The 25,729-nt window shown below is 42.9% G+C and carries 23 protein-coding genes and 1 tRNA gene; 15 read left to right on the plus strand and 9 right to left on the minus strand.

The features are described from left to right. Positions 1–601: 601 nt before the first annotated feature. Genes lspA through bioB form a run of 3 tightly spaced genes read right to left on the minus strand, consistent with a single transcriptional unit; the run spans position 602 to position 2,797 of the window. Positions 602–1,069 carry a signal peptidase II gene (gene lspA, locus ACE1AQ_RS06990; protein ID WP_008205678.1) on the minus strand — a complete coding sequence of 156 codons (468 nt, stop codon included), beginning with the start codon at positions 1,067–1,069 and terminating at the stop codon, positions 602–604. Positions 1,070–1,080: 11 nt separating this feature from the next. Next, entirely contained in the window at positions 1,081–1,731 is a 651-nt protein-coding gene (locus tag ACE1AQ_RS06995; RefSeq protein ID WP_008205676.1) for a biotin transporter BioY, read from the minus strand. After that, entirely contained in the window at positions 1,715–2,797 is a 1,083-nt protein-coding gene (gene bioB / locus ACE1AQ_RS07000; protein ID WP_106909015.1) for a biotin synthase BioB, read from the minus strand. Before bioB ends, ACE1AQ_RS06995 begins: the two co-directional genes overlap by 17 nt. 133 nt (positions 2,798–2,930) lie before the next feature. Here bioB and rfbC point away from each other — a divergent pair, with 133 nt between their 5' ends. From rfbC to uvrC, 6 genes are all read left to right on the plus strand, one after another. Continuing rightward, the gene (gene rfbC, locus ACE1AQ_RS07005) at positions 2,931–3,476 is read left to right on the plus strand and encodes a dTDP-4-dehydrorhamnose 3,5-epimerase (protein WP_008205670.1); all 546 of its coding nucleotides are present in this window, start codon (positions 2,931–2,933) and stop codon (positions 3,474–3,476) included. Positions 3,477–3,481: 5 nt separating this feature from the next. Then, positions 3,482–4,357 carry a dTDP-4-dehydrorhamnose reductase gene (gene rfbD / locus ACE1AQ_RS07010; protein WP_110545088.1) on the plus strand — a complete coding sequence of 292 codons (876 nt, stop codon included), beginning with the start codon at positions 3,482–3,484 and terminating at the stop codon, positions 4,355–4,357. A gap of 4 nt (positions 4,358–4,361) precedes the next feature. Then, entirely contained in the window at positions 4,362–5,435 is a 1,074-nt protein-coding gene (locus ACE1AQ_RS07015) for a glucose-1-phosphate thymidylyltransferase (protein ID WP_110545086.1), read from the plus strand. Positions 5,436–5,835: 400 nt separating this feature from the next. Then, entirely contained in the window at positions 5,836–6,921 is a 1,086-nt protein-coding gene (gene leuB, locus ACE1AQ_RS07020) for a 3-isopropylmalate dehydrogenase (protein ID WP_110545084.1), read from the plus strand. 79 nt (positions 6,922–7,000) lie between these two features. Continuing rightward, positions 7,001–7,261 (plus strand): hypothetical protein, encoded by a 261-nt coding sequence (locus tag ACE1AQ_RS07025; protein WP_002734814.1) that lies wholly within the window; start codon positions 7,001–7,003, stop codon positions 7,259–7,261. A 400-nt stretch (positions 7,262–7,661) separates the two neighbouring features. Beyond that, the gene (uvrC, locus tag ACE1AQ_RS07030) at positions 7,662–9,539 is read left to right on the plus strand and encodes an excinuclease ABC subunit UvrC (RefSeq protein ID WP_110545082.1); all 1,878 of its coding nucleotides are present in this window, start codon (positions 7,662–7,664) and stop codon (positions 9,537–9,539) included. Positions 9,540–9,608: 69 nt separating this feature from the next. Here uvrC and ACE1AQ_RS07035 read toward each other — a convergent pair whose 3' ends face one another. The 4 genes from ACE1AQ_RS07035 to ACE1AQ_RS07050 form a co-directional block, all read right to left on the minus strand. Further along, complete coding sequence (locus ACE1AQ_RS07035) at positions 9,609–9,809, minus strand: hypothetical protein (RefSeq protein ID WP_002767176.1); 201 nt, start codon at positions 9,807–9,809, stop codon at positions 9,609–9,611. Between the two features lie 118 nt (positions 9,810–9,927). Next, positions 9,928–10,572, minus strand: coding sequence for a hypothetical protein (locus ACE1AQ_RS07040; protein ID WP_106910005.1), 645 nt, complete (start codon positions 10,570–10,572; stop codon positions 9,928–9,930). Positions 10,573–10,893: 321 nt separating this feature from the next. Further along, on the minus strand, positions 10,894–11,178 hold the full coding sequence (locus ACE1AQ_RS07045; protein WP_103111899.1) for a hypothetical protein: 285 nt from the start codon (positions 11,176–11,178) through the stop codon (positions 10,894–10,896). Then, entirely contained in the window at positions 11,168–11,464 is a 297-nt protein-coding gene (locus ACE1AQ_RS07050; protein WP_002784536.1) for a BrnT family toxin, read from the minus strand. Before ACE1AQ_RS07050 ends, ACE1AQ_RS07045 begins: the two co-directional genes overlap by 11 nt. A gap of 505 nt (positions 11,465–11,969) precedes the next feature. On the opposite strand from ACE1AQ_RS07050, the gene ACE1AQ_RS07055 reads away from it, so the two are divergent. After that, on the plus strand, positions 11,970–13,562 hold the full coding sequence (locus ACE1AQ_RS07055; protein ID WP_110545080.1) for a hypothetical protein: 1,593 nt from the start codon (positions 11,970–11,972) through the stop codon (positions 13,560–13,562). A gap of 459 nt (positions 13,563–14,021) precedes the next feature. Here the strand turns inward: ACE1AQ_RS07055 and ACE1AQ_RS07060 are convergent, their stop codons facing one another. Further along, positions 14,022–14,312, minus strand: a complete 291-nt coding sequence (locus ACE1AQ_RS07060) for a hypothetical protein (protein ID WP_002791117.1) — start codon at positions 14,310–14,312, stop codon at positions 14,022–14,024. A 365-nt stretch (positions 14,313–14,677) separates the two neighbouring features. Between ACE1AQ_RS07060 and ACE1AQ_RS07065 the strand changes: the two genes are divergently transcribed. Both ACE1AQ_RS07065 and bchH read left to right on the plus strand, forming a co-directional pair. Then, on the plus strand, positions 14,678–16,408 hold the full coding sequence (locus ACE1AQ_RS07065) for a diflavin flavoprotein (RefSeq protein ID WP_110545256.1): 1,731 nt from the start codon (positions 14,678–14,680) through the stop codon (positions 16,406–16,408). 75 nt (positions 16,409–16,483) lie between these two features. Continuing rightward, a complete protein-coding gene (gene bchH, locus ACE1AQ_RS07070) occupies positions 16,484–20,149 on the plus strand; it encodes a magnesium chelatase subunit H (RefSeq protein ID WP_110545257.1) in 3,666 nt (1,221 codons plus the stop codon). A gap of 291 nt (positions 20,150–20,440) precedes the next feature. Here bchH and moaC read toward each other — a convergent pair whose 3' ends face one another. Further along, positions 20,441–20,941: a cyclic pyranopterin monophosphate synthase MoaC gene (gene moaC / locus ACE1AQ_RS07075; protein ID WP_110545258.1), complete on the minus strand. Its 501-nt coding sequence runs from the start codon at positions 20,939–20,941 to the stop codon at positions 20,441–20,443. Positions 20,942–20,984: 43 nt separating this feature from the next. Here moaC and ACE1AQ_RS07080 point away from each other — a divergent pair. The 6 genes from ACE1AQ_RS07080 (at position 20,985) to ACE1AQ_RS07105 (ending at position 25,573) form a co-directional block, all read left to right on the plus strand. Next, positions 20,985–21,058 (plus strand) — tRNA-Arg (locus tag ACE1AQ_RS07080). Positions 21,059–21,490: 432 nt separating this feature from the next. After that, positions 21,491–22,219, plus strand: coding sequence for an energy-coupling factor ABC transporter permease (locus ACE1AQ_RS07085; RefSeq protein WP_008207080.1), 729 nt, complete (start codon positions 21,491–21,493; stop codon positions 22,217–22,219). A gap of 28 nt (positions 22,220–22,247) precedes the next feature. After that, on the plus strand, positions 22,248–22,571 hold the full coding sequence (locus ACE1AQ_RS07090; RefSeq protein WP_008207079.1) for a PDGLE domain-containing protein: 324 nt from the start codon (positions 22,248–22,250) through the stop codon (positions 22,569–22,571). A gap of 135 nt (positions 22,572–22,706) precedes the next feature. Further along, positions 22,707–23,480 carry a cobalt ECF transporter T component CbiQ gene (gene cbiQ / locus ACE1AQ_RS07095; RefSeq protein ID WP_008207078.1) on the plus strand — a complete coding sequence of 258 codons (774 nt, stop codon included), beginning with the start codon at positions 22,707–22,709 and terminating at the stop codon, positions 23,478–23,480. A 14-nt stretch (positions 23,481–23,494) separates the two neighbouring features. Further along, positions 23,495–24,271 carry an energy-coupling factor ABC transporter ATP-binding protein gene (locus ACE1AQ_RS07100; RefSeq protein ID WP_008207077.1) on the plus strand — a complete coding sequence of 259 codons (777 nt, stop codon included), beginning with the start codon at positions 23,495–23,497 and terminating at the stop codon, positions 24,269–24,271. A gap of 111 nt (positions 24,272–24,382) precedes the next feature. Further along, positions 24,383–25,573 carry a HEAT repeat domain-containing protein gene (locus ACE1AQ_RS07105; protein WP_008207076.1) on the plus strand — a complete coding sequence of 397 codons (1,191 nt, stop codon included), beginning with the start codon at positions 24,383–24,385 and terminating at the stop codon, positions 25,571–25,573. Positions 25,574–25,729 lie beyond the last annotated feature (156 nt).

A 25,729-nucleotide genomic window follows, 5' to 3' on the forward strand; every position in this document is an offset into this window, starting at 1 on the left:
TAAATCTGTGGGGGGATAGGTGACATCTGGGATAATGTCTAGGGCTGTCATGACTTTTTCCCGGTATTTTAGGATTGATTAATTATAGCTTTTTCTCACAATTGCAGAGATAAGGCGGGGGGATTTTAACCAATAACTTAAGTAGGTAGGCGTTAAAAATTATCAGACACCCCCCTTATCAAGGGGGATCCCCCCGCCTTCGGCTTCCCCCCTTATCAAGGGGGGCTAGGGGGGATCGAACCTAAAATCCATTTTTAATTTAATTATAACCAATAACTTAATCCTATACCTTGACCGATCGCCTTTCGCACTTTATCCTAGCGCCATCGGCAAATATCTTAAAACTTCTATACAATAGCGCCAATAAGCCCGATAACAACGATGACTGAAACCTTAATTCAACCGGCAGCCCTAGTAGAACTCTTACGTTACCGCGCCACGACACAACTGGAGGGCTATTGAAGTGGGCGAAATAACGCCGCACTATTAAACAGAATTTTCTTAATGGGAATATTAGTATTATCGATGCAAAGTAAGGACGAAGCATTCGGATAGGAAATCTAAGGTTTCAGCGATAGGTTATGGCTCGAATGTTTTGCCCCTACGGGACCCTTGACTTGTGGGGAAAAGTCGAAATTAATAGGCAAATAATACCGATATTAATAAAGACATCAGCCAGATTAAAAACAGGAAAATTAATCAATCGAAAATCGAGAAAATCCACCACATAACCAAACAAAAAGCGATCGATACCATTGCCGAAAGCCCCTGCTAAAATAAAACCGTAGGCCAATTGTTCCCAACGGGTTAAATGGGGTCCAAAGTAAGCAAAAGCCATTAATGCCAAACTAACTAATAAGGATAGCCATTTTAGCCAACCAACACCGCCCCGAAAAGCACTAAAAGCCGCCCCGGTATTAATCACATAGGTGAAATGAAAAACCCCCGGAATAATCGGGAAAGTATCACCAATTTGCTCAAAACTCTGCACGGTTATATACTTAGTTACTTGGTCTAAAATTAGACCAATAACCGCCACTATCCAAAACCAGCGATTCTTTTTTAACATTGGCTGTGGCATCAATAAAATAATAATTTACGGAAGAAAAAGGCAATAATTACCACCACACAAATTACTACTAACTGCCCTAAAAATGGCCAGACTGAATAATTCATAAATAGGGTGGGCAAACTATCGGGAAAGGTGATTTGACTAGCTTGGGGCTGAAAAATCGACAATCCCAGCATATATAATAAACCGCACAGATGAATCACTAACAAACCGGCAAAGGCACTTAAAGCCAGGGTTTCTATCTTGGCGCGCCAGCGAAAAGCCAACCAACCACACAGCCATGCCCCCGGCATAAAGCCTAAAATATAGCCAAAACTGGGTTCTTTCAGATAACCTATTCCCCCACCCTGAGCAAACACAGGCAACCAAGTTAAACCGAGAAAAATATAGGCCACCTGGGCAAGAAGCCCGGCATTTTTGCCCCCCAGACAGCCCGTTAACAATACTGCGCCAATTTGGTAAGTTATGCCTAGTTTTTGCGAAGATAGACCCGCAGCCGACCAACTAGCTAGGCTTACTGGAACAAATGTACTAAAAATTGTCAGCAACAAACCAATCAAGGCCCAGATTAACTCATTGGGAACCGATGCGGAAGTGCGCCGCGGCGGAGATTCTCCTCCTCGACGTGATTTAGGTTGCCTGTTAGGGTTGGTATTCACCGGGGATGGGGGCTTCTCCTCCTATTAAACTAAGATCAGCCAACATCGCCTGATCCTGTTGGGGGGGTTGTCCTAGAGTGGTCAAATAATGTCCAATCAGCATAGCATTAATTCCCGATTTTAACCCCAGATTTTGCAATTCTCCCATCACCGCCTCTCGTCCCCCGGCATAACGAAGGATTTGTTGGGGTAAAATAAACCGGAAAATAGCGATCGCTTTTAGGGCAGTAAAAGGATCCAGTTTGGGTAAATGACCTAGAGGGGTGCCACTTCTGGGGTTTAATAGGTTAATCGGCACTGATTCCACTTCTAATTCCGCCAGAGAAAAAGCTAAATCAATGCGATCAGTCCAACTTTCCCCCATACCGATAATTCCGCCCGTACAAGCTTGAATTCCCGCAGCTTTCAGGTTTTTTACCGTTTCTACCCGATCCTGCCAACTGTGAGTGGAGACCACGTTAGGATAAAAATTCTCGGAAGCTTCCAGATTGTGATTATAACGGGTAACTCCGGCTTCTTTTAAGGCTTGCGCTTGGGGGAGGGTTAACTCTCCTAGGGCGCAACAGGGTTTAATCTTGGCGGTTTCGATGATTTCTTGAACTGTGGCCAGTATTTCCTCGAATTCCTGCGATTTGGGGCTATTGTACTTTAATCCCCGACCTTGACTAACTAAACAGAAGCGTTTGGCCCCCGCGTCGGCTGCCGCTTTCGCATGGCTGACGATTTCCTCGCGACTTTTTAAACCGTAGATAGGCGAATCTTGTCCGGGATGGTGGGCGGATTGGGAACAAAAACTGCAATTTTCCGAACAACTTCCCGATTTTATGTTGATTATGCTACATAAATCCACCGTATTGCCACAACAGGCCTGACGAATGCGATCGGCAGCTTCACATAAGCTGAAGATATTTTCCTGACCTTCGATCGCAGTTAAAGCTAGGGCCTCTTGCTTACTGAGTCGATCGCCGGCGATAATCTGATTAGCCCTAGTCTGTAACCAGTTTTTTAAGGCTTCTCCCTCCACGGGGATAGATTGAGTAGCGGTGTGTGTAGAGACTTGTACCACGTCGTTTATGCTCTAACTAAGTTAGGCTCATCTTATCATTATTCAGTTACCGGGGAAAGATTAATAAAAAAATTTAGAAAAAAATACCCTTTTGTGCTAGACTACCCGCAAAAGTTATCTTGTCTCCGATTTTATGAAAGTTATTCCGACGGAAATTCCTGATGTTTTAATCATTGAACCGCAAGTTTACGGAGACGATCGAGGTTTTTTCTTGGAGAGTTTTAATCAGAAAGATTTTCGAGAAAAAACTGGGGTTAATACCACTTTTGTCCAGGATAATCACTCTATGTCCCTAAAAAATGTCCTGCGAGGATTGCATTATCAAATCCCCAATCCCCAGGGTAAACTGGTGCGAGTAGTGAGCGGTAGTGTTTTTGATGTGGCAGTGGATGCGCGTCAAAGTTCCCCCACTTTTGGGCAATGGGTAGGCTGTATTTTAAGTGCGGAAAATAAACGTATTTTCTGGGTTCCCGAAGGTTTTGCCCATGGTTTTCTAGTCCTCTCCGAACGAGCCGAATTTCTCTACAAAACCACTAATTATTATTATCCCCAATACGAAAAAACTATTTTATGGAATGATGCCGATTTAGGGATTGATTGGCCCCTAGATACCCCGCCGATTCTCTCCCCTAAAGACCAAGCTGGACAACCCTTTAAATCCGTGGAAGTTTTCCCCTAAAGACGATGAAAAAAGTTTTATTAATTGGTGCTAAAGGTCAAGTGGGACAAGAGTTACAAGTAACTTTACCATCCTTGGGCGAAGTTATTAGTATCGGTCGAGAAGAACTAGATTTAACTAACTCGGAAAAAATCAGCCAGTTAATTAGGGAAATTCACCCCGATTATCTGGTTAATGCCGCCGCTTATACGGCAGTGGATAAAGCCGAAACCGAACCAGATTTAGCCTATTCTATCAATGCTATAGCTCCAAAAATCATGGCGGAATCTGCCGAGAAAATTAAAGCTAAATTTCTCCATATTTCTACCGATTATGTCTTTGATGGTCGGAAAAATACCCCCTATCTAGAAACCGATTTGACTAATCCTTTAGGGGTTTATGGACAATCAAAGTTAAGGGGAGAAGAGGAAATTAAAACTGTTAATTCTCAGGCAATTATTCTCCGGACTGCTTGGGTTTACGGCAGTTATGGCAAAAGTAATTTTGTCAAAACTATGCTGAGATTAGGCAAGGAAAGAGAGGAGTTAAAAGTAGTTGTTGATCAGGTGGGAAGTCCCACTTGGGCAAAAGATATCGCCACGGCCATTACTCACCTTCTAATTAATGTCGATAATCCCCCAGGAATCTATAATTTTACTAATAGCGGTGTCGCCAGTTGGTTTGATTTAACTAAAGCGATTTTTGAGGAGGCAAAAATAAGCGGTATTCCCTTAAAAATTCAGAGAGTAATTCCCATTACTACTGCTGAATATCCTACCCCAGCAGTGCGTCCGGCCTATTCGGTTCTTTCCAGTCAAAAAATCTCGCAACAATTGGATTATATTCCTCCCTATTGGCGAGATTCCCTCAAAGCTATGCTCACCCAAATATTTAATCTTTAAAACTATGAAAGCACTAATTTTATCCGGTGGTAAAGGTACGAGGTTACGTCCCCTAACCTATACTGGGGCAAAACAGTTAGTTCCCGTGGCCAATAAACCGATTTTATGGTATGGAATCGAGTCAATTGTGGCCGCAGGAATTACCGATATTGGCATTATTATCAGTCCCGAAACCGGGGAAGAAATTCGTCAGACCACGGGCAATGGTGAACAGTTTGGGGCTAAGATAACTTATATTCGCCAAGAACAACCAGCGGGATTAGCTCACGCGGTTAAAACTGCCCAATCTTTCCTAGGAGATTCCCCCTTTATTATGTACTTGGGTGATAACCTAATTGAGGATGATTTATCGCCCTTTTTAGACTCTTTCCAAAAACAGTCCCTTGATGCTTTAATTCTCCTGCGAAAAGTGTCTAATCCTAGTGCTTTTGGGGTGGCAAAAGTAGATGAAACCGGCAAAGTTTTATACTTAGTCGAAAAACCCAAAGAACCCCCCTCAAATTTAGCTTTGGTGGGGATTTATTTTTTTGCTCCCACCATTCACCAAGCGATCGCATCTATTCAACCATCGGCCAGGGGTGAGTTAGAAATTACCGACGCTATCCAAGAATTAATCAATCAAAATAAAGCAGTAGAAGCCAATAAACTACTGGGTTGGTGGTTAGATACGGGTAAAAAAGATGATTTATTAGAAGCAAATCGGATTATCCTAGATACCTCTCTAGAAATTGCTTTACTAGGAGAAGTTGATCCTAATAGTCAGGTGATCGGACGCGTACAAATTGGTCAGGGTAGTAAAATTATTAATAGTACCATTCGCGGTCCTGTCATTATTGGAGAAAATTGTCAGATTGAGAATTGTTTTATCGGTCCATATAGTAGTATCGCTAATGGAGTAAAATTAATTGATGCCGACATAGAACACAGTGTAATTCTCAAAGATGCCACGATTATTGGCATTCATCAGCGCATAGTTGATAGTGTGATTGGACGACGGGCAAAATTAGAAATTGCTCCCCAACGTCCAAAAGCTTTACGCTTTATGATTGGGGATGATTCCCATGTGGAATTAGTGTAGTTATTGGGGATTAACTGCCCCTTTAATTAGGGTTTGCGGCAAAAAGTTTTGGCTCTTCTAGGTTCTGTGTGATTAGTTTAACTTACATAGGATCGATCGATCTTTGTGTCCTTTGTGTCTTTGTGGTTCGTTCCACCCCCTCGCTCTTGAGAAATGTATCCTAGAATACATTTTACCCACCAAACCTAGGAGAGCCAAGTTTTTCCTGGGTGTAGGGTGTAGGATTTTACCGATTTTCAGGGAAAAAGTCCCGGAATTTTCACCCCAATCACTCCAATCGCTGGCACTTTTTGCTGGGAAAAAAGTCTAAAAGCCTTATCCAACAAGGTTTTTAGATTTCTTCAGCCAACCCTAACTATGTTATAATCAAGAGTCTGACCTATTTTACCGTTCTAGAACTATGACGCAACAGTATCGCATTACCCTACTACCCGGCGATGGCATCGGGCCGGAAATCCTCGCTGTCACCGTAGAGATACTGAAAGTCATCGCTAAAAAATTTGACCTCCAGTTGGACTTCCAAACCGCTTTAATTGGAGGGGCAGCCATTGATGAAACCGGCAATCCTCTCCCCGAAGCAACCCTGAGCGCCTGTAAAAATAGTGATGCTGTTCTCCTGGCCGCTATCGGGGGTTATAAATGGGATAATTTACCCCGGCAGCAAAGGCCGGAAACGGGATTATTAGGCTTAAGATCTGGTTTAGGTCTTTTTGCTAATTTACGTCCTGCCACCATTTTTCCGCAATTAATCGACGCTTCTAGTCTCAAACGGGAGATTATCGAGGGAGTGGATATCATGGTCGTCCGGGAATTGACCGGGGGTGTCTATTTCGGTCAACCGAAGGGGATTTTTGAGACGGAAACGGGAGAAAAATGCGGTGTAAATACCATGGTTTACTTGGAATCGGAGGTGGACCGCATCGCTAAGGTGGCCTTTGAAATTGCCCAAAAACGCGGCAAGAAACTCTGTTCCGTCGATAAAGCTAATGTTCTTGATGTTTCCCAACTCTGGCGCGACCGGATGACGAAAATCGCCGCTAATTATCCCGATGTGGAACTTTCCCATCTCTACGTCGATAACGCAGCCATGCAGTTAGTCCGGGCCCCCAAACAATTTGATACTATCGTCACGGGCAATTTATTCGGTGATATTCTCTCCGATGAAGCGGCCATGTTAACCGGTAGTATCGGAATGTTACCCTCCGCTAGTTTAGGGACTGCTGGGGTGGGAGTTTTTGAACCCGTCCACGGTTCGGCCCCGGATATCGCCGGCCAAGATAAGGCCAATCCGATCGCCCAGATTCTCAGTGCTGCTATGATGTTAAGATATGGCCTAAATCAGCCTTTAGCGGCAGTATCGCTGGAAAAAGCCGTAGAAAAAGTCTTAGATCTCGGTTATCGTACTGGAGATATTTTCTCGGAGGGTATGACCTTAGTGGGATGCCAAGCTATGGGCCAGGCCATCCTGAAAGTTTTAGAATCATAACAAAAGTGACAAATTCGGAAATCGTCATATACCATTGATTTAATAAATACGTCAATTTAATCGTGGGGAGACGAGTGAGATGGTGGCCCTATCCGAGAAAACAGAACAACAGCGTGTCGATATGGAAATCCCAATTTTGTTAGATCCTACTGTCTTACGGGCAGCCAGACGCATTTATCGCATCTACTGTACCCTCAATAGCAGAGTTAGTAAACGTCCTTTCGGTGTCGCTATTAACCGCGACAATCATCGCGGCCAATTGATTTTTAACAATAAACCGATTCTTCTCCCGGGAGAGTGTTTCGTCCCGATTAAGCAAATCGAATCAGAAGCCTATTAATTTTTGTGAAGATTTGCCCTAAATATCTTGCCAAACGTCAGCTAATACCCACTGGCGTAATTTTTTTGTCTAACATAGGGTTTGCTGAATAAATCTAAAAACATTGTTCGATAAGACTTTTAGACCTTTTTGCAATCCAAAAGTACCGGCCATTGGAGTAATGGGGGGGAAAATTCCTGGACTTTTTCCCTGAAAATCGGTAAAACCCTACACCCCACACCCTACACCCCACACCCCACACCCAAGACAAACTTTTTGCCGCAAACCCTAATATAAGTAGGTAGGCACAATTACTTGTAGGATGGGTTAGCGGTAGCGTAACCCATGCGGGCGTTGGGTTTCATGCTTCAACCCAACCTACGTTCATTTTATATTTAATTCCACCCACCTACTTAAAAAGATGTTCGGGAATAATCTTAACTCTACCCTAATCCAAGACCTCGATCGCCTAGAAAATCGTCTTCGGGAAATTCCCCTCGAACCGGGGGTGTACTTCCTGCGCGACCAAAATGGCGAAATTCTCTACATTGGTAAATCCAAAAAACTCCGGTCTAGAGTCCGTTCCTATTTTCGTCCCAGTCAACCCCTCAGTCCCCGCATTGCTTTGATGGTGCGACAGGTGACAGAAATTGAATTTATCGTCACCGACACGGAAGCAGAATCCTTGGCCCTGGAAGCTAATCTAATTAAACAACATCAGCCCCATTTTAATACTCTCCTCAAGGACGATAAAAAATATCCATACATTTGTATTACTTGGTCGGAAACCTACCCGCGCATTTTTATCACCCGCAAACGTAGCATAAATAACCAAAAAGACCGTTATTATGGTCCCTACGTCGATACTAGGCTGCTGCGCCACACTTTACACCTAATTAAACGCACTTTTCCCCTGCGTCAACGTCCCCAACCTCTGTTTAAAGACCGTCCCTGTTTAAATTATGATATCGGTCGTTGTCCGGGGGTTTGTCAAAAATTAATTAGTCCCCAAGATTATCGGGAAACCTTGCAGAAAGTGGCGATGATTTTTCAGGGAAGGACGGGAGAATTATTAGAGAAATTAGCGGCAAAGATGCTCGCAGCGTCGGAAAACCTAGATTTTGAAAAAGCGGCCACGATTAGGGATCAAATTCGCGGATTACAGGCCCTTAATACCGATCAAAAAGTCTCTTTACCTGATGATACCGTATCCCGGGACGCGATCGCTTTAGCTAAGGACGAGCAGCATTGTTGCATACAATTATTCCAAGTGCGTTCTGGTCGTTTGGTGGGACGTTTGGGATTTTTTGCCGATAGTCAGTCAGCAAACGAGGGAGAAATCCTGCAAAAAGTCCTGGAAGAACATTATTTATCGGTGGAAGGGGTGGAAATTCCCAGCGAAATCCTGTTACCCTGCGAATTACCGGAAGGTGAGGTGTTAGCGGGGTGGTTAAGGGAAAAAAAAGGTCGCAAAGTCGAGTTAACTGTCCCCCAACGGCAAAGTAAAGCGGATTTATTAGCCATGGTCGAGAAAAACGCTCTTTATGAGTTAGAAAAGACGAAAAGAAGCGCCGACCGGGATTTACAGTCTTTGCAGGATTTAGCGGTAATTCTCGATTTACCGGCACTACCCCACCGCATCGAGGGTTATGATATTTCTCATATTCAGGGTTCTAATGCAGTCGCGTCGGGAGTGGTGTTTATCGATGGGGTGGCCGCTAATCAACATTATCGTCACTATAAAATCAAAAATCCCGAGGTTAAAATCGGCCATTCCGATGATTTCGCCAGTTTAGCAGAAGTAATTCGCCGGCGTTTCCGTCGTTATGCCGAAAATCCCGATAATATTGCCGAAAGTGATGATTTTCCCGATTTGGTCATGATTGATGGGGGAAAAGGACAATTATCGGCCGTGGTGACAGTTTTAGGGGAGATGAATTTATTAGAACAGGTAAAAGTTGTTAGTTTAGCTAAACAGAGAGAGGAGATTTTTTTACCAGGGGAATCCTCTCCTTTAGAGACGGATAAGGAACAACCCGGAGTGCAATTATTGCGTCGAGTCAGGGATGAAGCGCACCGCTTTGCTGTTAGCTTTCACCGACAACAAAGGATGCAAAAAAGTCGCCGTTCCCGTCTGGATGAGATACCGGGTTTAGGTTTTAAGCGACAAAAAGATTTATTAGCTCATTTTCATTCTCTGGATTATATTCGCGAAGCTTCCCTAGAACAATTGCAACAGGTGACAGGAATTGGGGAACAATTAGCTAAGGAAATTTATAATTATTTTCATCCTAGGTAGGGATAAGCTGTATAAAGAAGATAAGGCGGTGTGTTTTTGCGTAACAGTGCAGAAATTAGAATATTGGTATCAAGAACGAGACGCAGCACGAGTTTCTCGGATAGCCTCATTGATAGATTCTTCGATTTCTTCCTCGGAATAACGCAAGTTACGTTCTTGGACAGAATCCACGGTTTCTTCAAAGCTCAGTCTTTGTGACGTTTCTTCAAAGTATCCCTTTTTTGCGCCTTTTTGTCCTAAAGCTGATCCGGTTAGTGACCAACGTACCATAATTTTTCTCCTTTAGCGCCTAAACACATAAACATCATAACCCATTTCTAGCAACCATTAGAAGGAACCAATTTTAACCCTCAATGCAGCCGACAAGATATACAAGATGGAGAGCCGACTATAAACCCAAACGTTTATTTTCTAGTTTTCTCATCTCTGTTTGTACGCTAACACCAATTTGTAAGGCTTCATCTAAAAATCTACCGTATTCTGTGGCTTTTTCGGTTGCTTGTAAGGTTCTCAAGTCACTTAAATCAATATTAAATTGTTCTGGTCTAAATTGGGGATTTTCTCTCAAAATTCGTTCTGTTTGTAAAGCTCGAACTAGATTTTCCCGATTAATTCTTAATGCTTCTAAAACTTTCTCTCTTTCATTTAATTTAACGGGATTACCCACTGCTTCTAATTGATCTAAAGTATTAATGTTTAAAATAAGTTGATAATATTGATTGATTTCTTGACCAAAAACATTTGTTTTATTATATTCGTTGCCAAGCCTTGCAAGTAGCCAAAAAAAGAACATAGAGGGTAAAGCGCATAAAATAAAACTCCAAAAGTTACCTGAATCATACAATACTCCGAAAGCACCAATTCCAAAAAATGAACCTAGCATACCCAATAAATACATTTGCAAAAACAATATTGTCCTTATTGGACGCAACAGATATACTCTTTTTGATTTTTGATATCTCTGCCAATTAAATCCGGTTAATCTTTTTAACTCTCCTAGCGTGATTTCTAGTTCTTGCAAATCTGGTCGCATTTTTAAAGTCACTCCTGACAATAATCTTTAGTCATTTATTTAGGATAGTACATGAGGACTTATCCCAGAAAATTGAGGGAAGCTGGAAAAATTGATGGGTGAGAAAAAAATATTGTAAGCTGAGAAAATAGAGGGAAACAAGCGAACAAATGAACTAAACTGAGTCTGGTTCTTGGAAAGCTAGATTAAAGAAACTCAATCGACTCAATCGCTGAATCGGTGTCGAATTCCAAACTCTCCAGCAATCTATCCGCAAGAAGCGCCCTCGACAGATAAAACTCTATGTTCTACAAGCGATCGCACTACAACTGAAAACCTAGACTAACGCGGAGTAACTTCACTCAACGCTTCTTGCAGCACTTCATCACTTACACCATGACGCTTCAAACTAGCAACGAGAGCAGAAATTGTATCTCCCTCTAGACGCTCCAAATCCGCACGCAGCCCTTGTCCAATGTAAGCACGCATCAAAGGTTGATAACCTGAGAAACCAAGCAACGGTGCAACCCGCTTTAAATCTTCAATCACATCTTCAGGAATACGAATCGTGATTGTAGTCATAGGGCGATTTCTCTCCAGCCGTTTTTTTAATGCCTCAACTTTCATAATACTCACGTTCCTTGCGTGTGGCTTTGCGAGCCGAAATGATCCGAATGATGTCGTTTTCACGCTCAATATAAACGACGTACAGGAGATTCCACCGTCTATCTAACCCAATGATCGCATCTCGTGCCTCATCATTGCGACTTGCATCAACAACAACCAGCAGTGGATCGAAGAAGACTTCTGCTGCTTGCTGAAACGTAATACCGTCATGGTTGATCGGGTTAATCCTAGATTTCTCGTCATTCCAAACAAAAGTAATGCCACTGAGGACAAAATAGACATCCATACTTGTAGTATAGGCAGGATGTATTTACATTGTCAATACTTTATTAACACACCCTACGAGAGCAGCAATTAAGTAGGTAGGCACAATTATTTGTAGGATGGGTTAGCGGTAGCGTAACCCATGCGGGCGTTGGGTTTCATGCTTCAACCCAACCTACGTTCATTTTATATTTAATTCCACCCACCTACTTATTATAGGTTGGGTTGACGCAAGGAAAAACACCCTACGAGGCTCTAGGCTTATTGACAGATAAAAATCAATTCAGGGTGATTTTATGCTAATCTGCAACTTACCGACTTATAATAAAAATGTTCTTGCCAAAGAAGTTGTAGCTAACTACTTAACTGAATCTGCTAGGATGCTATTACAGAATAGAAGACTACATCTATTAATTGCTGAGGCAGAACTAAGTTTAACCGCTCCTTTTTTAACTACTTATATCGCTTTCAGGTAAAAAAATTAGGCGTTTTCGGTTTACCATAGTCAAAGTGTGCTTTCTAGGCTAATGACTTTGACTAAAAACCCCGTGAGCAGAAACCGTCGTTTTTCCCCGCGTAATCTCTTTGAGACTTGCATGGCCCTATTGGTGTTATGTAATTATATTCTGGTTATTTTCGATTTAACTTATATTCCCCTGCGAGATTTTTGGTTACAGGGACGCTTGCAAATAACTTTATTAAGATTTAATGAACCAATAAAACTCGGTCCGATTTCCTTTCAAGAATTACAAATACCTCCCGATAAACCCCTAGAAATTCCCTTTGTTAAAGGAATTGCTAAGTATGATGTGGTGAAAGGGATTAAACCCTATCGCAGTACCAGTGAATATTTAGATACGGTTAATAAACTTAATCAAATAATTAATCAAAAACTCTTTAACCCAGAGTTTAATCTGGGAGAATATCGCCAAGAGATTGAGAAAATTTTAGAAAATTTGCGCCAGAATAGTGTCAATATGGTCGATAATAATCCCTTTGCCTCGGCGGAGAAAACTGGGACTTTAGAAAAGATTAAAAATAAAATGCGCTTGCGGGTTTTTAAAACAGAAAATGTTTCCGCAAAAGCAGCCTTTCAGAAGTTTTGGACTTGGGATTATCTCATTCAAAATGGCTGGGAAAAAGAGTTGAAGTTTTTTAATCAAGAAATTCAACCTTTAATAGAAACTAATTATTTTCGTCCCCTGGGAGAAGATGGGAGACCGATAGATAACTTTGAGGCGATCGATTTTTTCTTTGGAACCATCTTTTTCTGGGAATTTATGCTGAGAACTTGGTGGATTGCTCGCACTCATAAAGGTCTGCGTTGGCGGGAGGCTATGTTATGGCGATGGTACGATATTTTTCTGTTTATTCCTATCTGGAGATGGCTGCGATTTATTCCTACCGTTATTCGCCTAGATCAAGTTAAAATCATTAACTTAAGGTTGATTAAAGAACAGGCAGTTAAAGGCTTAGTAGCGCTAATTTCTAAAGATATTACTGAGATAATTGTCCTGAGAATCATTAATAAAATTCAGGAATATATTCGACAGGGACAAGTGGAAAAAATTCTCGATCGATCCCTCAATGGCGGATATAATAATCTCAATGATACTAATGAAGTTATCGAAATTTTTCAGTTAGTAGTTAATAGCACCGTTAACAAGGTTTTACCGCAAGTTAAACCAGAAGCAGAAGCTTTAATTAAATACAATATCGAGAAAATTCTCAGTCAAACTCCTGCTTATCAAAGCTTATTGCGATTACCCGGCATGAAAGGATTAAAAACTGACTTGAGCAATCGTATATCTAGTCAACTGTATCAATCCTTTGTTAACATAGCGGAAAAGATTACCCAAGAAGACGAAGTTTTTGAACGTTTATTACAGCAATTAGTCCAGCGTTTCGGGCAATCTCTCGCTGGGGAATTACAATCCCGTCACAGTTTAGAAAGAATCGAGATGTTGTTAATTATCTTCCTAGAAGAAGTGAAATTAAACTATGTACAAGAATTTTCGGATGAAGAATTAGAAACTATCCTCGAACAAACTCGCTTACTCCACTCTCAAAGTGCAGAAACTAACCCAGCAGAAACCATGAATTCCCGTCGTCTTCCCTAAAAATTAAGTAGCTGGTTATAATTAAATTAAAAATGGATTTTAGGTTCGATCCCCCCTGCCCCCCTTGATAAGGGGGGTGCCGATAGGCGAGGGGATCTCCCCTTAATAAGGGGGGTGCCGATAGGCGGGGGGATCTCCCCTTGATAAGGGGGGTGCCGATAGGCGGGGGGATCTCCCCTTGATAAGGGGGGCATCTGATAATTTTTAACGCCTACCTACTTAAGTAGGTGGGTGTAATTAAATATAAAATGAACGTAGGTTGGGTTGAAGCATTAAACCCAACGCCCGCATGGGTTACGCTACCGCTAACCCATCCTACAAATAATTGTGCCTCCCTACTTAGGACAAAATTAACTTCTTGGTTAGGACAGGCAAGAGGTAGTTATAAACCACAGAGACACAAAGAACAGAGAGAGCCGATTTTTTTCTAGAATGTTGGGATTGTCGCAAATTGAAATCTTAGCTTAAACGATGCCACTCAACGATTTTATTGCCTACTTTCAAAATAATTGCTTGACCTAAACCCAGTTCTTGTGTCACATTAACTAGATGGGCAAAATTTTGACGGGTGATTGCTAGTCCCTGCAAACAGGCTAGAAAATCGAGACAGAGAACCGTAGAAAATTCCCAAGTTTGCCGGTAAACACGGCAATTATCCGGTAAAAAAGCCACAAGAGTGCGAAAATGACTCAAAGCGGCTTTCTCAAAATTGGCGCTAGTGCAGTCAAAAGACGAGTGCTGATAGCTCATAAAAACTTGGCCTGATAGGAAGAGAGCAGGGTTTCCCTCAGACTAGCACCTCGCTTCTGGGGATCACGTTCCCTTTAGAATTTCTCAATAGACTGGCAAATCCCCCCAGAGGGGTATCCTTACTCGCAAACAAATTGCTAGAAGCTAGGTTTCTTCCCAGAGATAGTGTACTTTAGATATTGATGTCCTTCCGGCTGGCAAGATAACCTGTAAATTTCCCCACTCGTCCCCAGCGATAAAAGGCTGTATTTAGTCAAAAATCAAGTGTTGACTTTGATGCCAAACTTGCCAAGTAAAAAATGATGACAGCCTCAAGTTGCCGCTTAACTACTTGACTAATTAACTGATAACTGGTAACTAAAATTATGAATAATGCAATTGTCAAACCGAGAGATGTACAAGTAGCACCGATAGCCGCCGATACTTTTGTCTTTCGTTCCCGCACTTGGGACCGGTTAAAATTCGAGATCGAATACGGATTACAAAAGGGAACCACCGCCAATAGTTATCTGATTAAAGGTGAAAAGGTCGCTCTTTTTGATCCACCGGGGGAATCATTTTCGTTCATATTTTTAGAGGCTTTAACTAAAAGAATCGATCCGAAAACGATTGATTATATTATCCTCGGTCACGTTAACCCCAATCGTGCCGTCACCCTCAAGGCACTTTTAGAAATCGCGCCTCAAGTCACTTTTGTTTGTTCCAATCCGGGGGCAATTTCCCTGAAAAAAATTCTCGAAACCGAAGCATTAAATCTGTTGGTTGTCAAGGGGGAAGAAATATTAAATTTAGGAGCAAACCATCAATTAGAATTTATCCCCACTCCTAACCCCCGATTTCCCGATCAACTCTGTACCTACGACAGTAAAACCGATATTCTCTACACCGATAAATTATTCGGAGCGCACGTTTGTGGCGACCAAATTTTTGATGAGGGTTGGAGCGTTTATAACGAAGATCGGCGTTATTATTTCGATTGTCTCATGGCTCCCTATGCCAGCCAAATTAACAACGCTTTGGAGAAATTAGCCGCTAAATCGCCCTTATTTTATGCCGTTGGTCACGGTCCTCTGGTGCGTTACGGGATGCACGAATTGACCCTTTCCTATCAACAATGGTTAGCAGTACAAAAGTCCCAAGAGTTGACAATCGCCCTGATTTATGCTAGTGCCTACGGCAACACCGCCACCCTCGCTCAAGCGATCGCGATGGGGATCACGAAAGCGGGAGTAGCAGTCACGGCGATTAACGCCGAGTCCGCCGAACCAGACGAGATCAAAACGGCGATCGAAAAAAGTGTCGGTTTTATCTTTGGTTCCCCCACTTTGGGAGGACACGCACCGACTCCCATCCAAACCGCCTTGGGGATTACCCTGTCCAATGGCGATAAAAGCAAGCTGGTGGGGGTTTTTGGCTCCTACGGTTGGAGTGGGGAAGCGATCGATCTTTTGGAAGGTAAATTCCGGGATGGCGGTTATCGCTTCGGTTTTGAGCCAATTCGGGTTAAATTTAAGCCCACGGAGGCAATTTTAAAGACCTGTGAGGAAGCGGGAACCGATTTCGCTCAAGTAGTCAAAAAAGCTCGCAAAAGCAGACAACCGAAAACTAATGTTAACCAATCCCAAAGCGATCGGCGATCGCAGGCTCTGGGCCGTTTGGTGGGTTCTCTCTGTATCGTCACCTGCGAATTGGGGGAATTGCGCGGCGCCATGTTAGCCTCTTGGGTGTCGCAAGCGACGTTCACCCCCCCCGGATTGACTATTGCCGTGGCGAAAGAACGAGCGATCGAGTCTCTGCTTTATAGCGGTACGCCTTTTGTCCTTAATATCCTCCAAGAAGGTCAACATTTGGCTTTAATGAAGCATTTTCTTAAACCTTTTACTCCAGGAGAAGATCGTTTTGCTCATATCGAAACCACTAAAGCTGAGAACGGTGGGCCGATTCTGGCCGAAGCGCTCGCTTATCTGGAATGTCGGGTAGAACAACGAATGGAGTGCGGTGATCATTGGCTGATTTATGCGATCGCAGAAAAAGGCAAGGTTTTACACCAGGGTTTAACCGCTATCCATCATCGCAAATCCGGCAGTTATTATTAATTTGTCGTTATGATCATTTCAGGGGGTGTTTTCAGGCAGGATAACCCACCCTGATTGGTCTAAAAATATATTCTTATGAAAAGCATTGTTTTAATTGTTGGCTTTGAAACCTTTAACAGGAATTTATATCGGCAATCGGGCCTGTTGGCTAGTTCTAAATGTCCCGATTTAGAAGTAAAAGTATTTAGCGATAAATCCTTGACTAGCGAACCGGAAATAGTCGAGCAAGCTTTAGCCACTGCCGACGTTTTTTTTGCTAGTTTGATCTTCGATTACGATCAAGTTACTTGGCTGCGGCAACGAGCGGCACAGATTCCCATTCGCTTAGTTTTTGAGTCTGCTTTAGAGTTAATGAGTTTAACCCGTTTGGGAGAATTTGCCATCGGGGATAAACCAAAAGGAATGCCAAAACCAATTCAATTTATCTTGAGTAAATTTTCCAGTGGCAAGGAAGAAGATAAGTTAGCTGGTTATCTTAGTTTCCTCAAAACCGGTCCGAAACTACTGAAATTTATTCCCGCTAAAAAAGTTCAAGATTTGCGTAACTGGTTAATTATTTACGGTTATTGGAATGCGGGAGGAACGGAAAATGTTGCCGCTATGTGTTGGGTAATTGCCCAAAAATATCTAGGATTAAAAGTACGAGAAATACCCGAAGTTATCGAAACTCCCAATAAGGGACTATTACACCCCGATTATCAGGGTTATTTTCTCACTCCCCAAGAATATTTAGCTTGGTATAAAAAAAATAAATCTCTTGATAAACCAGTGGTGGCAGTGCTGCTTTATCGGAAGCACGTTATCAGTAAACTACCCTATATTAATCAATTAATCCGTCATTTTGAAACGGCTAATTTAATTCCCCTACCCGTGTTTATTAACGGAGTAGAAGGCCATACAATTGTTCGGGATTGGTTAACCACAGACTACGAAATTCAGCAAAGAAAAAAAGGAATTATTGAAACTCCTTCTTTAAGTGAAGATGCGGTGACAGTAGATGCAATTGTCTCGACGATTGGCTTTCCTTTGGTGGGGGGTCCTGCGGGTTCTATGGAAGCAGGAAGACAGGTAGAAGTGGCTAAACGAATTCTGTCCGCTAAAAATATTCCTTATCTTATCGCTGCCCCTTTATTGATTCAAGATATTTATTCTTGGACAAGACAGGGAATCGGTGGTTTACAGAGTGTGGTTCTATACGCTTTACCTGAATTAGATGGAGCAATTGATACGATTCCTCTGGGGGGATTAGTGGGGGAAACTATCTATTTAATCCCCGAAAGATTACAGCGTTTAACTGGACGTTTAAACAGTTGGATTAAGTTACATAAAACCCCTCCGCAAGAACGCAAAATAGCCATCATTCTCTATGGATTTCCCCCGGGTTATGGGGCAGTTGGTACGGCAGCTTTATTAAATGTTCCCCGGAGTTTAGTTAAGTTTTTACAAGCTTTACAAGCGCAGGGTTATCATGTGGGAACAATTCCCGAAGACGGGGAAGAAATTATTCAAAAAGTTAAATTTGCCGATGATGAAAATCTCTCTAAACAAAATCGTTTATCGATAGAAACTTTAGAAAATTGGCTAGGTTATCTGTTAACCTCTCGCATTGAAAAACACTGGAAATCTCTGAAAGATGCGGGGATAAAAACTGTTGGCAACCAGTATCATTTAGGGGGAATTGAGTTAGGTAATATCTGGATTGGAGTACAGCCACCTTTAGGAATTGCTGGGGATCCGATGCGGTTAATGTTTGAAAAAGATTTAACTCCTCACCCTCAGTATGCAGCCTTTTATCAGTGGTTACAAAAAGATTTTAAGACCGATGCGATCATTCATTTTGGTATGCACGGAACTGTCGAATGGCTGCCCGGTTCACCCCTAGGAAATACTGGTTATTCTTGGTCAGATATTTTATTAGGAGATTTACCGAATTTATATATTTATGCCGCTAATAATCCCTCGGAATCTATCCTAGCTAAACGTCGCGGCTATGGGGTGTTAATTTCCCATAATGTGCCTCCCTACGGACGAGCGGGATTATATAAAGAATTGATGATTTTACGAGATTTGATTGCAGAGTTTCGAGAAAATCCTGAGAAAAATTACGCTTTAAGAGATAGTATCCTCCAAAAGATTATTGATACAGGTATCTCTAAAGATTGTCCTTTTCTGGAAGCAGAAAAACAGGGAATAGAATTCACTTTAGAAAATGCCAAATTATTTAGCCGCTATGCACTAACCGATTATTTTGTCAAGGTGTATAATTACCTACAAATCGTCGAACAAAGACTATTTTCTTCGGGTTTACACACCCTAGGAACTGCTCCTAATCAGGAAGAATTAAAAGGTTATCTTGATGCTTATTTCACCGATTTATCTGAGCGAGAATTTCAGCAAATTCTCGCTGACGAAGCAACCAATGAAAAGCTTAAAGAAGGCATTGCTATTAAAAATTTATTAGGACAAAATAGCGAAGAATTAACTAATCTTTTGCGGGGATTAAATGGGGAATATGTACCACCGGCACCGGGGGGTGATTTACTCCGGGATGGTGCGGGAGTTTTACCCACAGGACGCAATATACACGCTTTGGATCCCTACCGGATGCCTTCCCCCGCAGCCTACACCCGCGGACGGGAAATCGCCAAAAAACTGCTAGAACAAAACTTAACTGAAAAAGGAAAATATCCCGAAACTGTAGCAGTTTTACTCTGGGGATTAGATGTGATTAAAACTAAGGGTGAATCCCTGGGTATTCTCTTAGAATTAGTCGGTGCGGAACCGGTGAAAGAGGGAACAGGAAGAATTGTCAGGTATGAATTAAAACCTTTAGGGGAAATTGGACACCCGCGCATCGATATTCTGGCTAATTTATCGGGAATTTTTCGGGATACTTTTATCAATATTATCGAGTTATTGGATGATTTAATGCAGCGGGCAGCCGAGATAGAAGAATCGGAAAATGATAATTATATCCGTAAGCACTATTTAGCCTTGAAAAGTCAAGGAATTGACAATGCCAGCGCTCGTTTATTTTCCAATCCTGCCGGGGATTTTGGCTCTTTAGTTAATGACCAAGTAGTGGAGGGAAATTGGGAAAATGACAACGAATTAGCGAAAACTTGGGAAAAGCGTAATGTTTTTAGTTATGGTCGTCAAGATAAGGGACAAGCGCGGCCAGAAGTGCTACAACAGTTATTAAAAACCAGTGAAAGTATTATCCAAGAAATTGACTCGGTAGAATACGGTTTAACCGATATTCAGGAATACTACGGCAACACGGGAGGATTAAAATTAGCCGCAGAAAAACAAAGCGGTAAACGGGTAATGACAAGTTTTGTCGAGAGTTTTTCCAATGATACAACTCCCCGCAAATTAGAGGAGGTTTTGCGATTAGAATACCGCAGTAAATTACTCAATCCTAAATGGGCCAATGCCATGGTTAATCAAGGTTCCGGTGGGGCCTACGAAATCTCCCAAAGAATGACCGCTTTAATTGGTTGGGGCGGTACGGCTAATTTTAGTGACGATTGGGTGTATGATCAGGCAGCCGATACCTACGCTTTTGATACAGAAATGGCGGAAAAATTGCGTCAAGCTAATCCCGAAGCTTTCCGTAATATTGTCGGTAGAATGTTAGAAGCACAGGGTCGCGGTTTTTGGCAAGCAGACCCCGACAGATTAGAGAAATTACAGGAATTATATCAATTGACCGATGAAAAGTTAGAAGGGGTTACTTAGGTTTTTTAGGCTGCATCTCATTTTTGTCAATCTACCAAGTTGGGATTTTTACGGGGACACTCTCGGCTAAAATCGGTCATTACTTCCGATTTTACCACTCAATCCAAGCCTTTGGGGGGTAGAACCCCCCAAACCCCCCGTTGGGGGCGTGGCGCCGCCCCCAAACCCCCCGCGCATTAGTTTTTCGGTGGGATGCTTACACGCAGCCGCTGACCCATCTGTAATAATTTAAGAGTTACTAATAATTGCTGATTGTCGGTATTTCTGCAAATGTGAGATGCACCCGGGTTTTCATGGCAACAGGGAATCCTTGGCATAATCTGATTTCCCTCCTGTTTTACTCAGCAGACGGATATTTTCAATCAGGATTGATTTTTCTAACGCTTTAGCCATATCGTATAAAGTCAAGGCTGCCACAGATACCGCCGTTAAAGCTTCCATTTCTACCCCAGTTTCCGATTTTGTCACCACTTCTGCCCGAATTTCGTAGCCGGGTAACTCTGCTTTCGGGATAATCTGAACATTGATTTTTTGCAGGGGTAAGGGATGGCAAAGGGGAATTAAACAGGAAGTTTGTTTGGCCGCCATAATTCCGGCTAGTCTGGCCGTCCCTAAAACGTCACCTTTGGGCGCATTTCCCTGTTCTATGGCTTCAAAAGTCGTTTTTAGCATTCTCACTTGTCCTAGGGCGATAGCAGTGCGTTTAGTGGGCATTTTCTCCGATACATCCACCATCTGGGCCTGGCCAAGGCCATCGAGATGAGATAATTTTTCTTTACCCTCTTGCGTCATTGAATGAACCTGTGCTATAGTGGTTTACTGTTGAGAAAAACGAGGGCTTGTAGCTTAGTGGATTAGAGCGTGTGGCTACGGACCACAAGGTCGGGAGTTCGAGTCTCTCCAAGCCCGTTAGATACAATGGCATATACTACAGGAATTAGGGACCGATGGTTCCTAATTCCTTTGGTTTTTTACCCCATCTCCCTCAATTCCCTAATATAGTACAAGTTGAAGGGAGGCCAATTAATATCGAGGAGGATCAATGGTTAAATCGGTGAGGAATAGGAAAGGATTGAAATTTTGGACTGGTATCATTTAAGGGAAATTAAGTATTTATGCTTAGGGAAAATGTGAGATGCTCCCAGTTTTCAACCCTGAACCCTGAACCCTGACGACCAAAAAAATAACAGAAATTCTTAAGAAGCTAAAGGGGTTAAATCCCCAGAGAGAGCATTGTAGAATGAAGCGGTTAGTTATCTACTAGAAGATAGGACTTTTCCGTCCTGGCGAAACAATTCTATTAAAATCTTTAACCCAAATTGCCAAGGAGACTGAGTTTTAATGTCTGTTAATTTTTTGGGAGTTGGTTTGTTTCACCCTCTCCTCACCCCTTATCTCGCCCTCCATATTCCTGACGGCTTTTTGAGTCCATCGGTGAGTCTATTTACTTGGATAATTGCCATTGTCCTGATTGGTTTTTCTCTTAAAAAAGTGCGCGGTCACTACGCTGAACGGGCTGTACCTTTAATGGGAGTTTGTGCCGCCTTTATTTTTGCCGCCCAGATGATTAATTTTCCCATTCCGGGGGGAACCTCAGGACATTTATTAGGGGGGACTCTGGCGGGGGTTTTACTAGGTCCCTGGGCGGGTTCTCTGGTGATGGCGGTGGTTTTTATCGTTCAGGCTTTATTTTTTCAAGATGGTGGTTTAACGGTTTTAGGGGCGAATATCGTCAATATGGGTCTGATCGGCACGTTTGGCGGTTATTATCTCTATCTGGGGATTAGAAAAGCCCTTGGTTTTCATAGTTGGCGCAGTATGGCGATCGCTGTTGCCCTGGCCGCTTGGACAAGTGTGGTGGTGGCGGCGTTAGCTTGCGCCCTGCAATTGGCTTTATCGGGGACTGTACCGCCTTTAGTCGCCCTTGTGGCCATGTTATCTTGGCATATCCTCATCGGTATCGGGGAAGCGGTGATTACCGTTTTCGCTGTCGGTTATATCTGGCGAACCCGTCCCGATCTCCTCTACAATCCGCCCCATTCCGTTAATACTTCTGTTTCCCCTTCCTAAGCTTCTCGTCAATAAACCAATTAAGTCGATGAATATTCGCAGAAATAGCCGATTTTTTCTGATTGGCCTAGTATGTTCCCTAATTATCGCCGTTTTTCTTTCCCCCTTTGCCAGTCCCGATCCCGACGGACTCGATCGAGTGGCGGAAGACTTGCAATTTAGCCAAAAAGAAGACCCCAACGCCCTTGCTGGTCAATTACCCTTCGCCCGAATTTTTGATGGTTATGCCCTCAAAGGTGTTCCCCAAGGTGTGGCCACTCCCCTCGCTGGTTTTCTGGGAACTCTTGCCACTTTCGGCATCGCTTGGGGTATCGGTAAATTAGTGATGCCAAAATCCCAAAATCAGGAATAAAGAGATAGGAGTGGGGCATTTAGCTGAAATTTCCCGAAATCCCTAAATCCCTAAACCCCTAAATCCCTAAATCCCTAAACCCCTAAACCCCCTTTCTAACTGATAACTGATCACTGATAACTGATCACTGAATAAATGCTACACATTGCTACTTTTTCTCGCCAAAATGAGCGCCAAAATTGCGGTTTTTGGCAGAAACTTGCGCCCCATACCCGGGTTTTAGTGACTCTTTTGTTAGTTTTTGCCACATCGTTAACTCCGAATGGTAGCTGGGAAACTTGGGGGATTTACGGATTAGGATTAATTATTTTAATTCTGATCAGTCGGGTGACTATTCTCGTACTTTTACGAAGAGTAGCGATCGAATTTGTCTTTATTGGTGTGGTTTTATTGGGAACCCTTTTTCGCGATGGCGGCGAAATTCTTTGGTCTTGGGGATTTTTGCGGATAACTAGCGAGGGATTGCTGGTGTTAGGCAGTGTGGCCCTAAAAGCTTTTCTCTGTCTTTGTACGGTTAATATTCTGGTTTTAACCACAGCAATTCCCGACCTGTTACAAGCCTTAGTTACCCTGAAAATGCCCCCTTTATTGGTGGCAATTTTAGCTTCTATGTACCGTTATCTAGCTGTTTTGATCGCTGAATTTAATTCCATGCGAAGGGCAGCAATTGCGCGTAATTTAATGAGTAGTCCCCGATGGCAACGGCTGCTAGTGGGACATATAATCGGCGCTTTATTTATCCGTACCTACGAACGTGGCGATCGCATTTATCAAGCCATGTTATCGAGGGGTTATACTGGTTCCTTGCCTTCTCTACAGCTTCCCCAAAGCAAGCTGAACGATCATCTCGCTATAATTGCCATAGTAATTCTGATCCTCTGGGGTCAAATGGTACATCTACTCAGGTAAAAGTCTCGTTTTTCATGCACCACAACCCGATTTTTATTGAAAACCTAGTTTATACCTATCCTGACGGCACAGAAGCGTTAAAAGGTATTAATTTAGCCATTGAAGCTACGGAAAAGGTGGCTTTGGTTGGGGCCAATGGATCGGGAAAATCCACTCTATTACTGCATTTTAACGGTATTCTCCCGCCGCAAACCGGTAAAATCACCGTCGGTCCTTACCAAGTTAAACCGGAGAATTTAGAAAATATCCGCAATTTTGTCGGTTTAGTCTTCCAAAACCCCGACGATCAGCTATTTATGCCCACTGTCTGGGAAGATGTGACTTTTGGCCCGATGAATCAGGGAATTCGGGGAGAGGATTTAAACCATCGCTGTCATCATGCTTTACACGCGGTGGGATTGGATTCCCAGCATTACGGTAAGAGAAACAGTCAGAATCTATCGGGGGGTGAAAAAAAACGCGTGGCCATTGCGGGGGTTTTAGCCATGTTGCCGCAGGTATTAGTTTTTGATGAACCTAGCGCCCAACTGGATCCCCGGTCCCGTCGGCAATTAATACAACTGTTGGCCACTTTACCCCAAACCCAAGTGATCGCCACCCACGATCTCGATCTGGCTTTAGAACTATGCGATCGCACGGTGGTGTTAAGTCGTGGTCAGGTGGTGGCAGCGGGAGAAACCGCTAAGATTTTAAGTAATCGGGAATTTTTGGAACAACACGACCTGGAAACACCCCTTTGTTATAGTCGTCCCTACTGTGCGATCGCTGATGCCCCCTCTACTGACGTCTGATGCACAATTTGGAGATTTATTATCGGTTTCTTGCATAGAAGAGAAGACAAAAGCGAGAAAGTCTGACATTCTTTAGGATAGGTAGCACGAAAATCGAGGCCATTTCTGACGATGCAAGCTCTGCTAGAAAAAGCTCAGATAGCGTTAAATAAAAAGGACTGGGAGACAGTAAACACCAGCATACAGCGACTTTTAAACCAAAAAGATGCGATTGAACCGATTATTAACGATGAAATCCTCGATTTAGCCCTAGAAGCTTTACAAAAATGCGATTTTCAACAGCGATGGGAGATAGCGAAACTATTTCCCCAAATCGGCCAACCAGCGATCGCTCCTTTAATTGCCCTGTTAGAATCCGAGGAACAAGATGGGGAAATGCGCTGGTTTCTGGCGAGAATTCTCAGTCAATTTGACGATCGAGCCTGTATTCTCGCTCTCAGTCAATTATTGCAAAGATCGGAGGAGGAGGAACTCAGCCAAATGGCTGCGGCCGCTTTAGCCAATATCGGCAGTTCTGCCATCTCTAGTTTAGGACAATTACTGTCCGACTCGAACAGGCGTTTTTTAGCCGTACAAGCTTTATCACAAATTCGCCGGCCGGAAATTATCGAACCGCTTTTAACCGTAGTTAAGGATCAATCTAGTGCCATTCGGTCGATGGCGATCGAAGCTTTAAGCAGTTTTCACCATCCCCAGATTACTGCGATGATCCTCGATGCTTTACAGGATCCGGCCATCGATGTGCGACGGGAAGCAATTAAAGCTAGTAGTTACCTGGGGCCAAATTATCCCCAAGCAGATTTAGTTAACCATCTGCAACCGCTGTTATTCGATATCCACCTGGAGATCTGTCAAGAAACGGCGATCGCTCTCGGTCGTATCGGCACAGCAACCTCAGCCAAAGCTTTAAATCCACTGCTGCAATCTTCCTTAACTCCCGATAGTTTAAAATTAACTGTAGTGCGAGCATTGGGCTGGATCGAGGATGGGGAAGCTTTAAATTACCTAGAAAAGGCTTTATATAGCGAAAATGTCTTGATTTGTCGGGAAATTATCGCTATTCTCGGCCGGCAAACCTCCCAGAAATTACGCCGACAAGCAGGGGAAATTCTCGGTAATTTTTATCACTCCCGTCCGGCGCTCCTCGCTCATGCTGGAGTTAAACAGTCTCTAGCGATCGCTTTAGGAGAATTAGATCGGGACAATAAAAGTATTTTGCTGACTTTAGCAGCCGATGGGGAGGCGATTGTCCGTCTCCATGCTCTCAGCGCCCTAAAAAAGCTAGATCATGGGACTATATAGGGTTGGCTGAAAAACTGGCTCTTCTAGGTTCTGTGTGATAAGTTTAACTTACATAGGATCGATCTTTGTGTCCTCTGTGTCTCTGTGGTTCCTTCCACTCCCTCGCTCTTAAGGAATGTATCTTAGAATACATTTTACCCACCAAATCCAAGAGAG

Source organism: Microcystis sp. BLCC-F209 (genome assembly GCF_041928595.1).
In the GTDB taxonomy this organism is placed as follows: domain Bacteria; phylum Cyanobacteriota; class Cyanobacteriia; order Cyanobacteriales; family Microcystaceae; genus Microcystis.

What these genes read in the sequence shown, in the direction of transcription:
- lspA (WP_008205678.1), bottom strand. Translation starts at nt 1,069, where the DNA reads ATGTTAAAAAAGAATCGCTGGTTTTGGATAGTGGCGGTTATTGGTCTA.
- rfbC (WP_008205670.1), top strand. Translation starts at nt 2,931, where the DNA reads ATGAAAGTTATTCCGACGGAAATTCCTGATGTTTTAATCATTGAACCG.
- rfbD (WP_110545088.1), top strand. Translation starts at nt 3,482, where the DNA reads ATGAAAAAAGTTTTATTAATTGGTGCTAAAGGTCAAGTGGGACAAGAG.
- ACE1AQ_RS07015 (WP_110545086.1), top strand. Translation starts at nt 4,362, where the DNA reads ATGAAAGCACTAATTTTATCCGGTGGTAAAGGTACGAGGTTACGTCCC.
- leuB (WP_110545084.1), top strand. Translation starts at nt 5,836, where the DNA reads ATGACGCAACAGTATCGCATTACCCTACTACCCGGCGATGGCATCGGG.
- ACE1AQ_RS07025 (WP_002734814.1), top strand. Translation starts at nt 7,001, where the DNA reads ATGGTGGCCCTATCCGAGAAAACAGAACAACAGCGTGTCGATATGGAA.
- uvrC (WP_110545082.1), top strand. Translation starts at nt 7,662, where the DNA reads ATGTTCGGGAATAATCTTAACTCTACCCTAATCCAAGACCTCGATCGC.
- ACE1AQ_RS07035 (WP_002767176.1), bottom strand. Translation starts at nt 9,809, where the DNA reads ATGGTACGTTGGTCACTAACCGGATCAGCTTTAGGACAAAAAGGCGCA.
- ACE1AQ_RS07040 (WP_106910005.1), bottom strand. Translation starts at nt 10,572, where the DNA reads ATGCGACCAGATTTGCAAGAACTAGAAATCACGCTAGGAGAGTTAAAA.
- ACE1AQ_RS07045 (WP_103111899.1), bottom strand. Translation starts at nt 11,178, where the DNA reads ATGAAAGTTGAGGCATTAAAAAAACGGCTGGAGAGAAATCGCCCTATG.
- ACE1AQ_RS07050 (WP_002784536.1), bottom strand. Translation starts at nt 11,464, where the DNA reads ATGGATGTCTATTTTGTCCTCAGTGGCATTACTTTTGTTTGGAATGAC.
- ACE1AQ_RS07055 (WP_110545080.1), top strand. Translation starts at nt 11,970, where the DNA reads ATGACTTTGACTAAAAACCCCGTGAGCAGAAACCGTCGTTTTTCCCCG.
- ACE1AQ_RS07060 (WP_002791117.1), bottom strand. Translation starts at nt 14,312, where the DNA reads ATGAGCTATCAGCACTCGTCTTTTGACTGCACTAGCGCCAATTTTGAG.
- ACE1AQ_RS07065 (WP_110545256.1), top strand. Translation starts at nt 14,678, where the DNA reads ATGAATAATGCAATTGTCAAACCGAGAGATGTACAAGTAGCACCGATA.
- bchH (WP_110545257.1), top strand. Translation starts at nt 16,484, where the DNA reads ATGAAAAGCATTGTTTTAATTGTTGGCTTTGAAACCTTTAACAGGAAT.
- moaC (WP_110545258.1), bottom strand. Translation starts at nt 20,941, where the DNA reads ATGACGCAAGAGGGTAAAGAAAAATTATCTCATCTCGATGGCCTTGGC.
- ACE1AQ_RS07085 (WP_008207080.1), top strand. Translation starts at nt 21,491, where the DNA reads ATGTCTGTTAATTTTTTGGGAGTTGGTTTGTTTCACCCTCTCCTCACC.
- ACE1AQ_RS07090 (WP_008207079.1), top strand. Translation starts at nt 22,248, where the DNA reads ATGAATATTCGCAGAAATAGCCGATTTTTTCTGATTGGCCTAGTATGT.
- cbiQ (WP_008207078.1), top strand. Translation starts at nt 22,707, where the DNA reads ATGCTACACATTGCTACTTTTTCTCGCCAAAATGAGCGCCAAAATTGC.
- ACE1AQ_RS07100 (WP_008207077.1), top strand. Translation starts at nt 23,495, where the DNA reads ATGCACCACAACCCGATTTTTATTGAAAACCTAGTTTATACCTATCCT.
- ACE1AQ_RS07105 (WP_008207076.1), top strand. Translation starts at nt 24,383, where the DNA reads ATGCAAGCTCTGCTAGAAAAAGCTCAGATAGCGTTAAATAAAAAGGAC.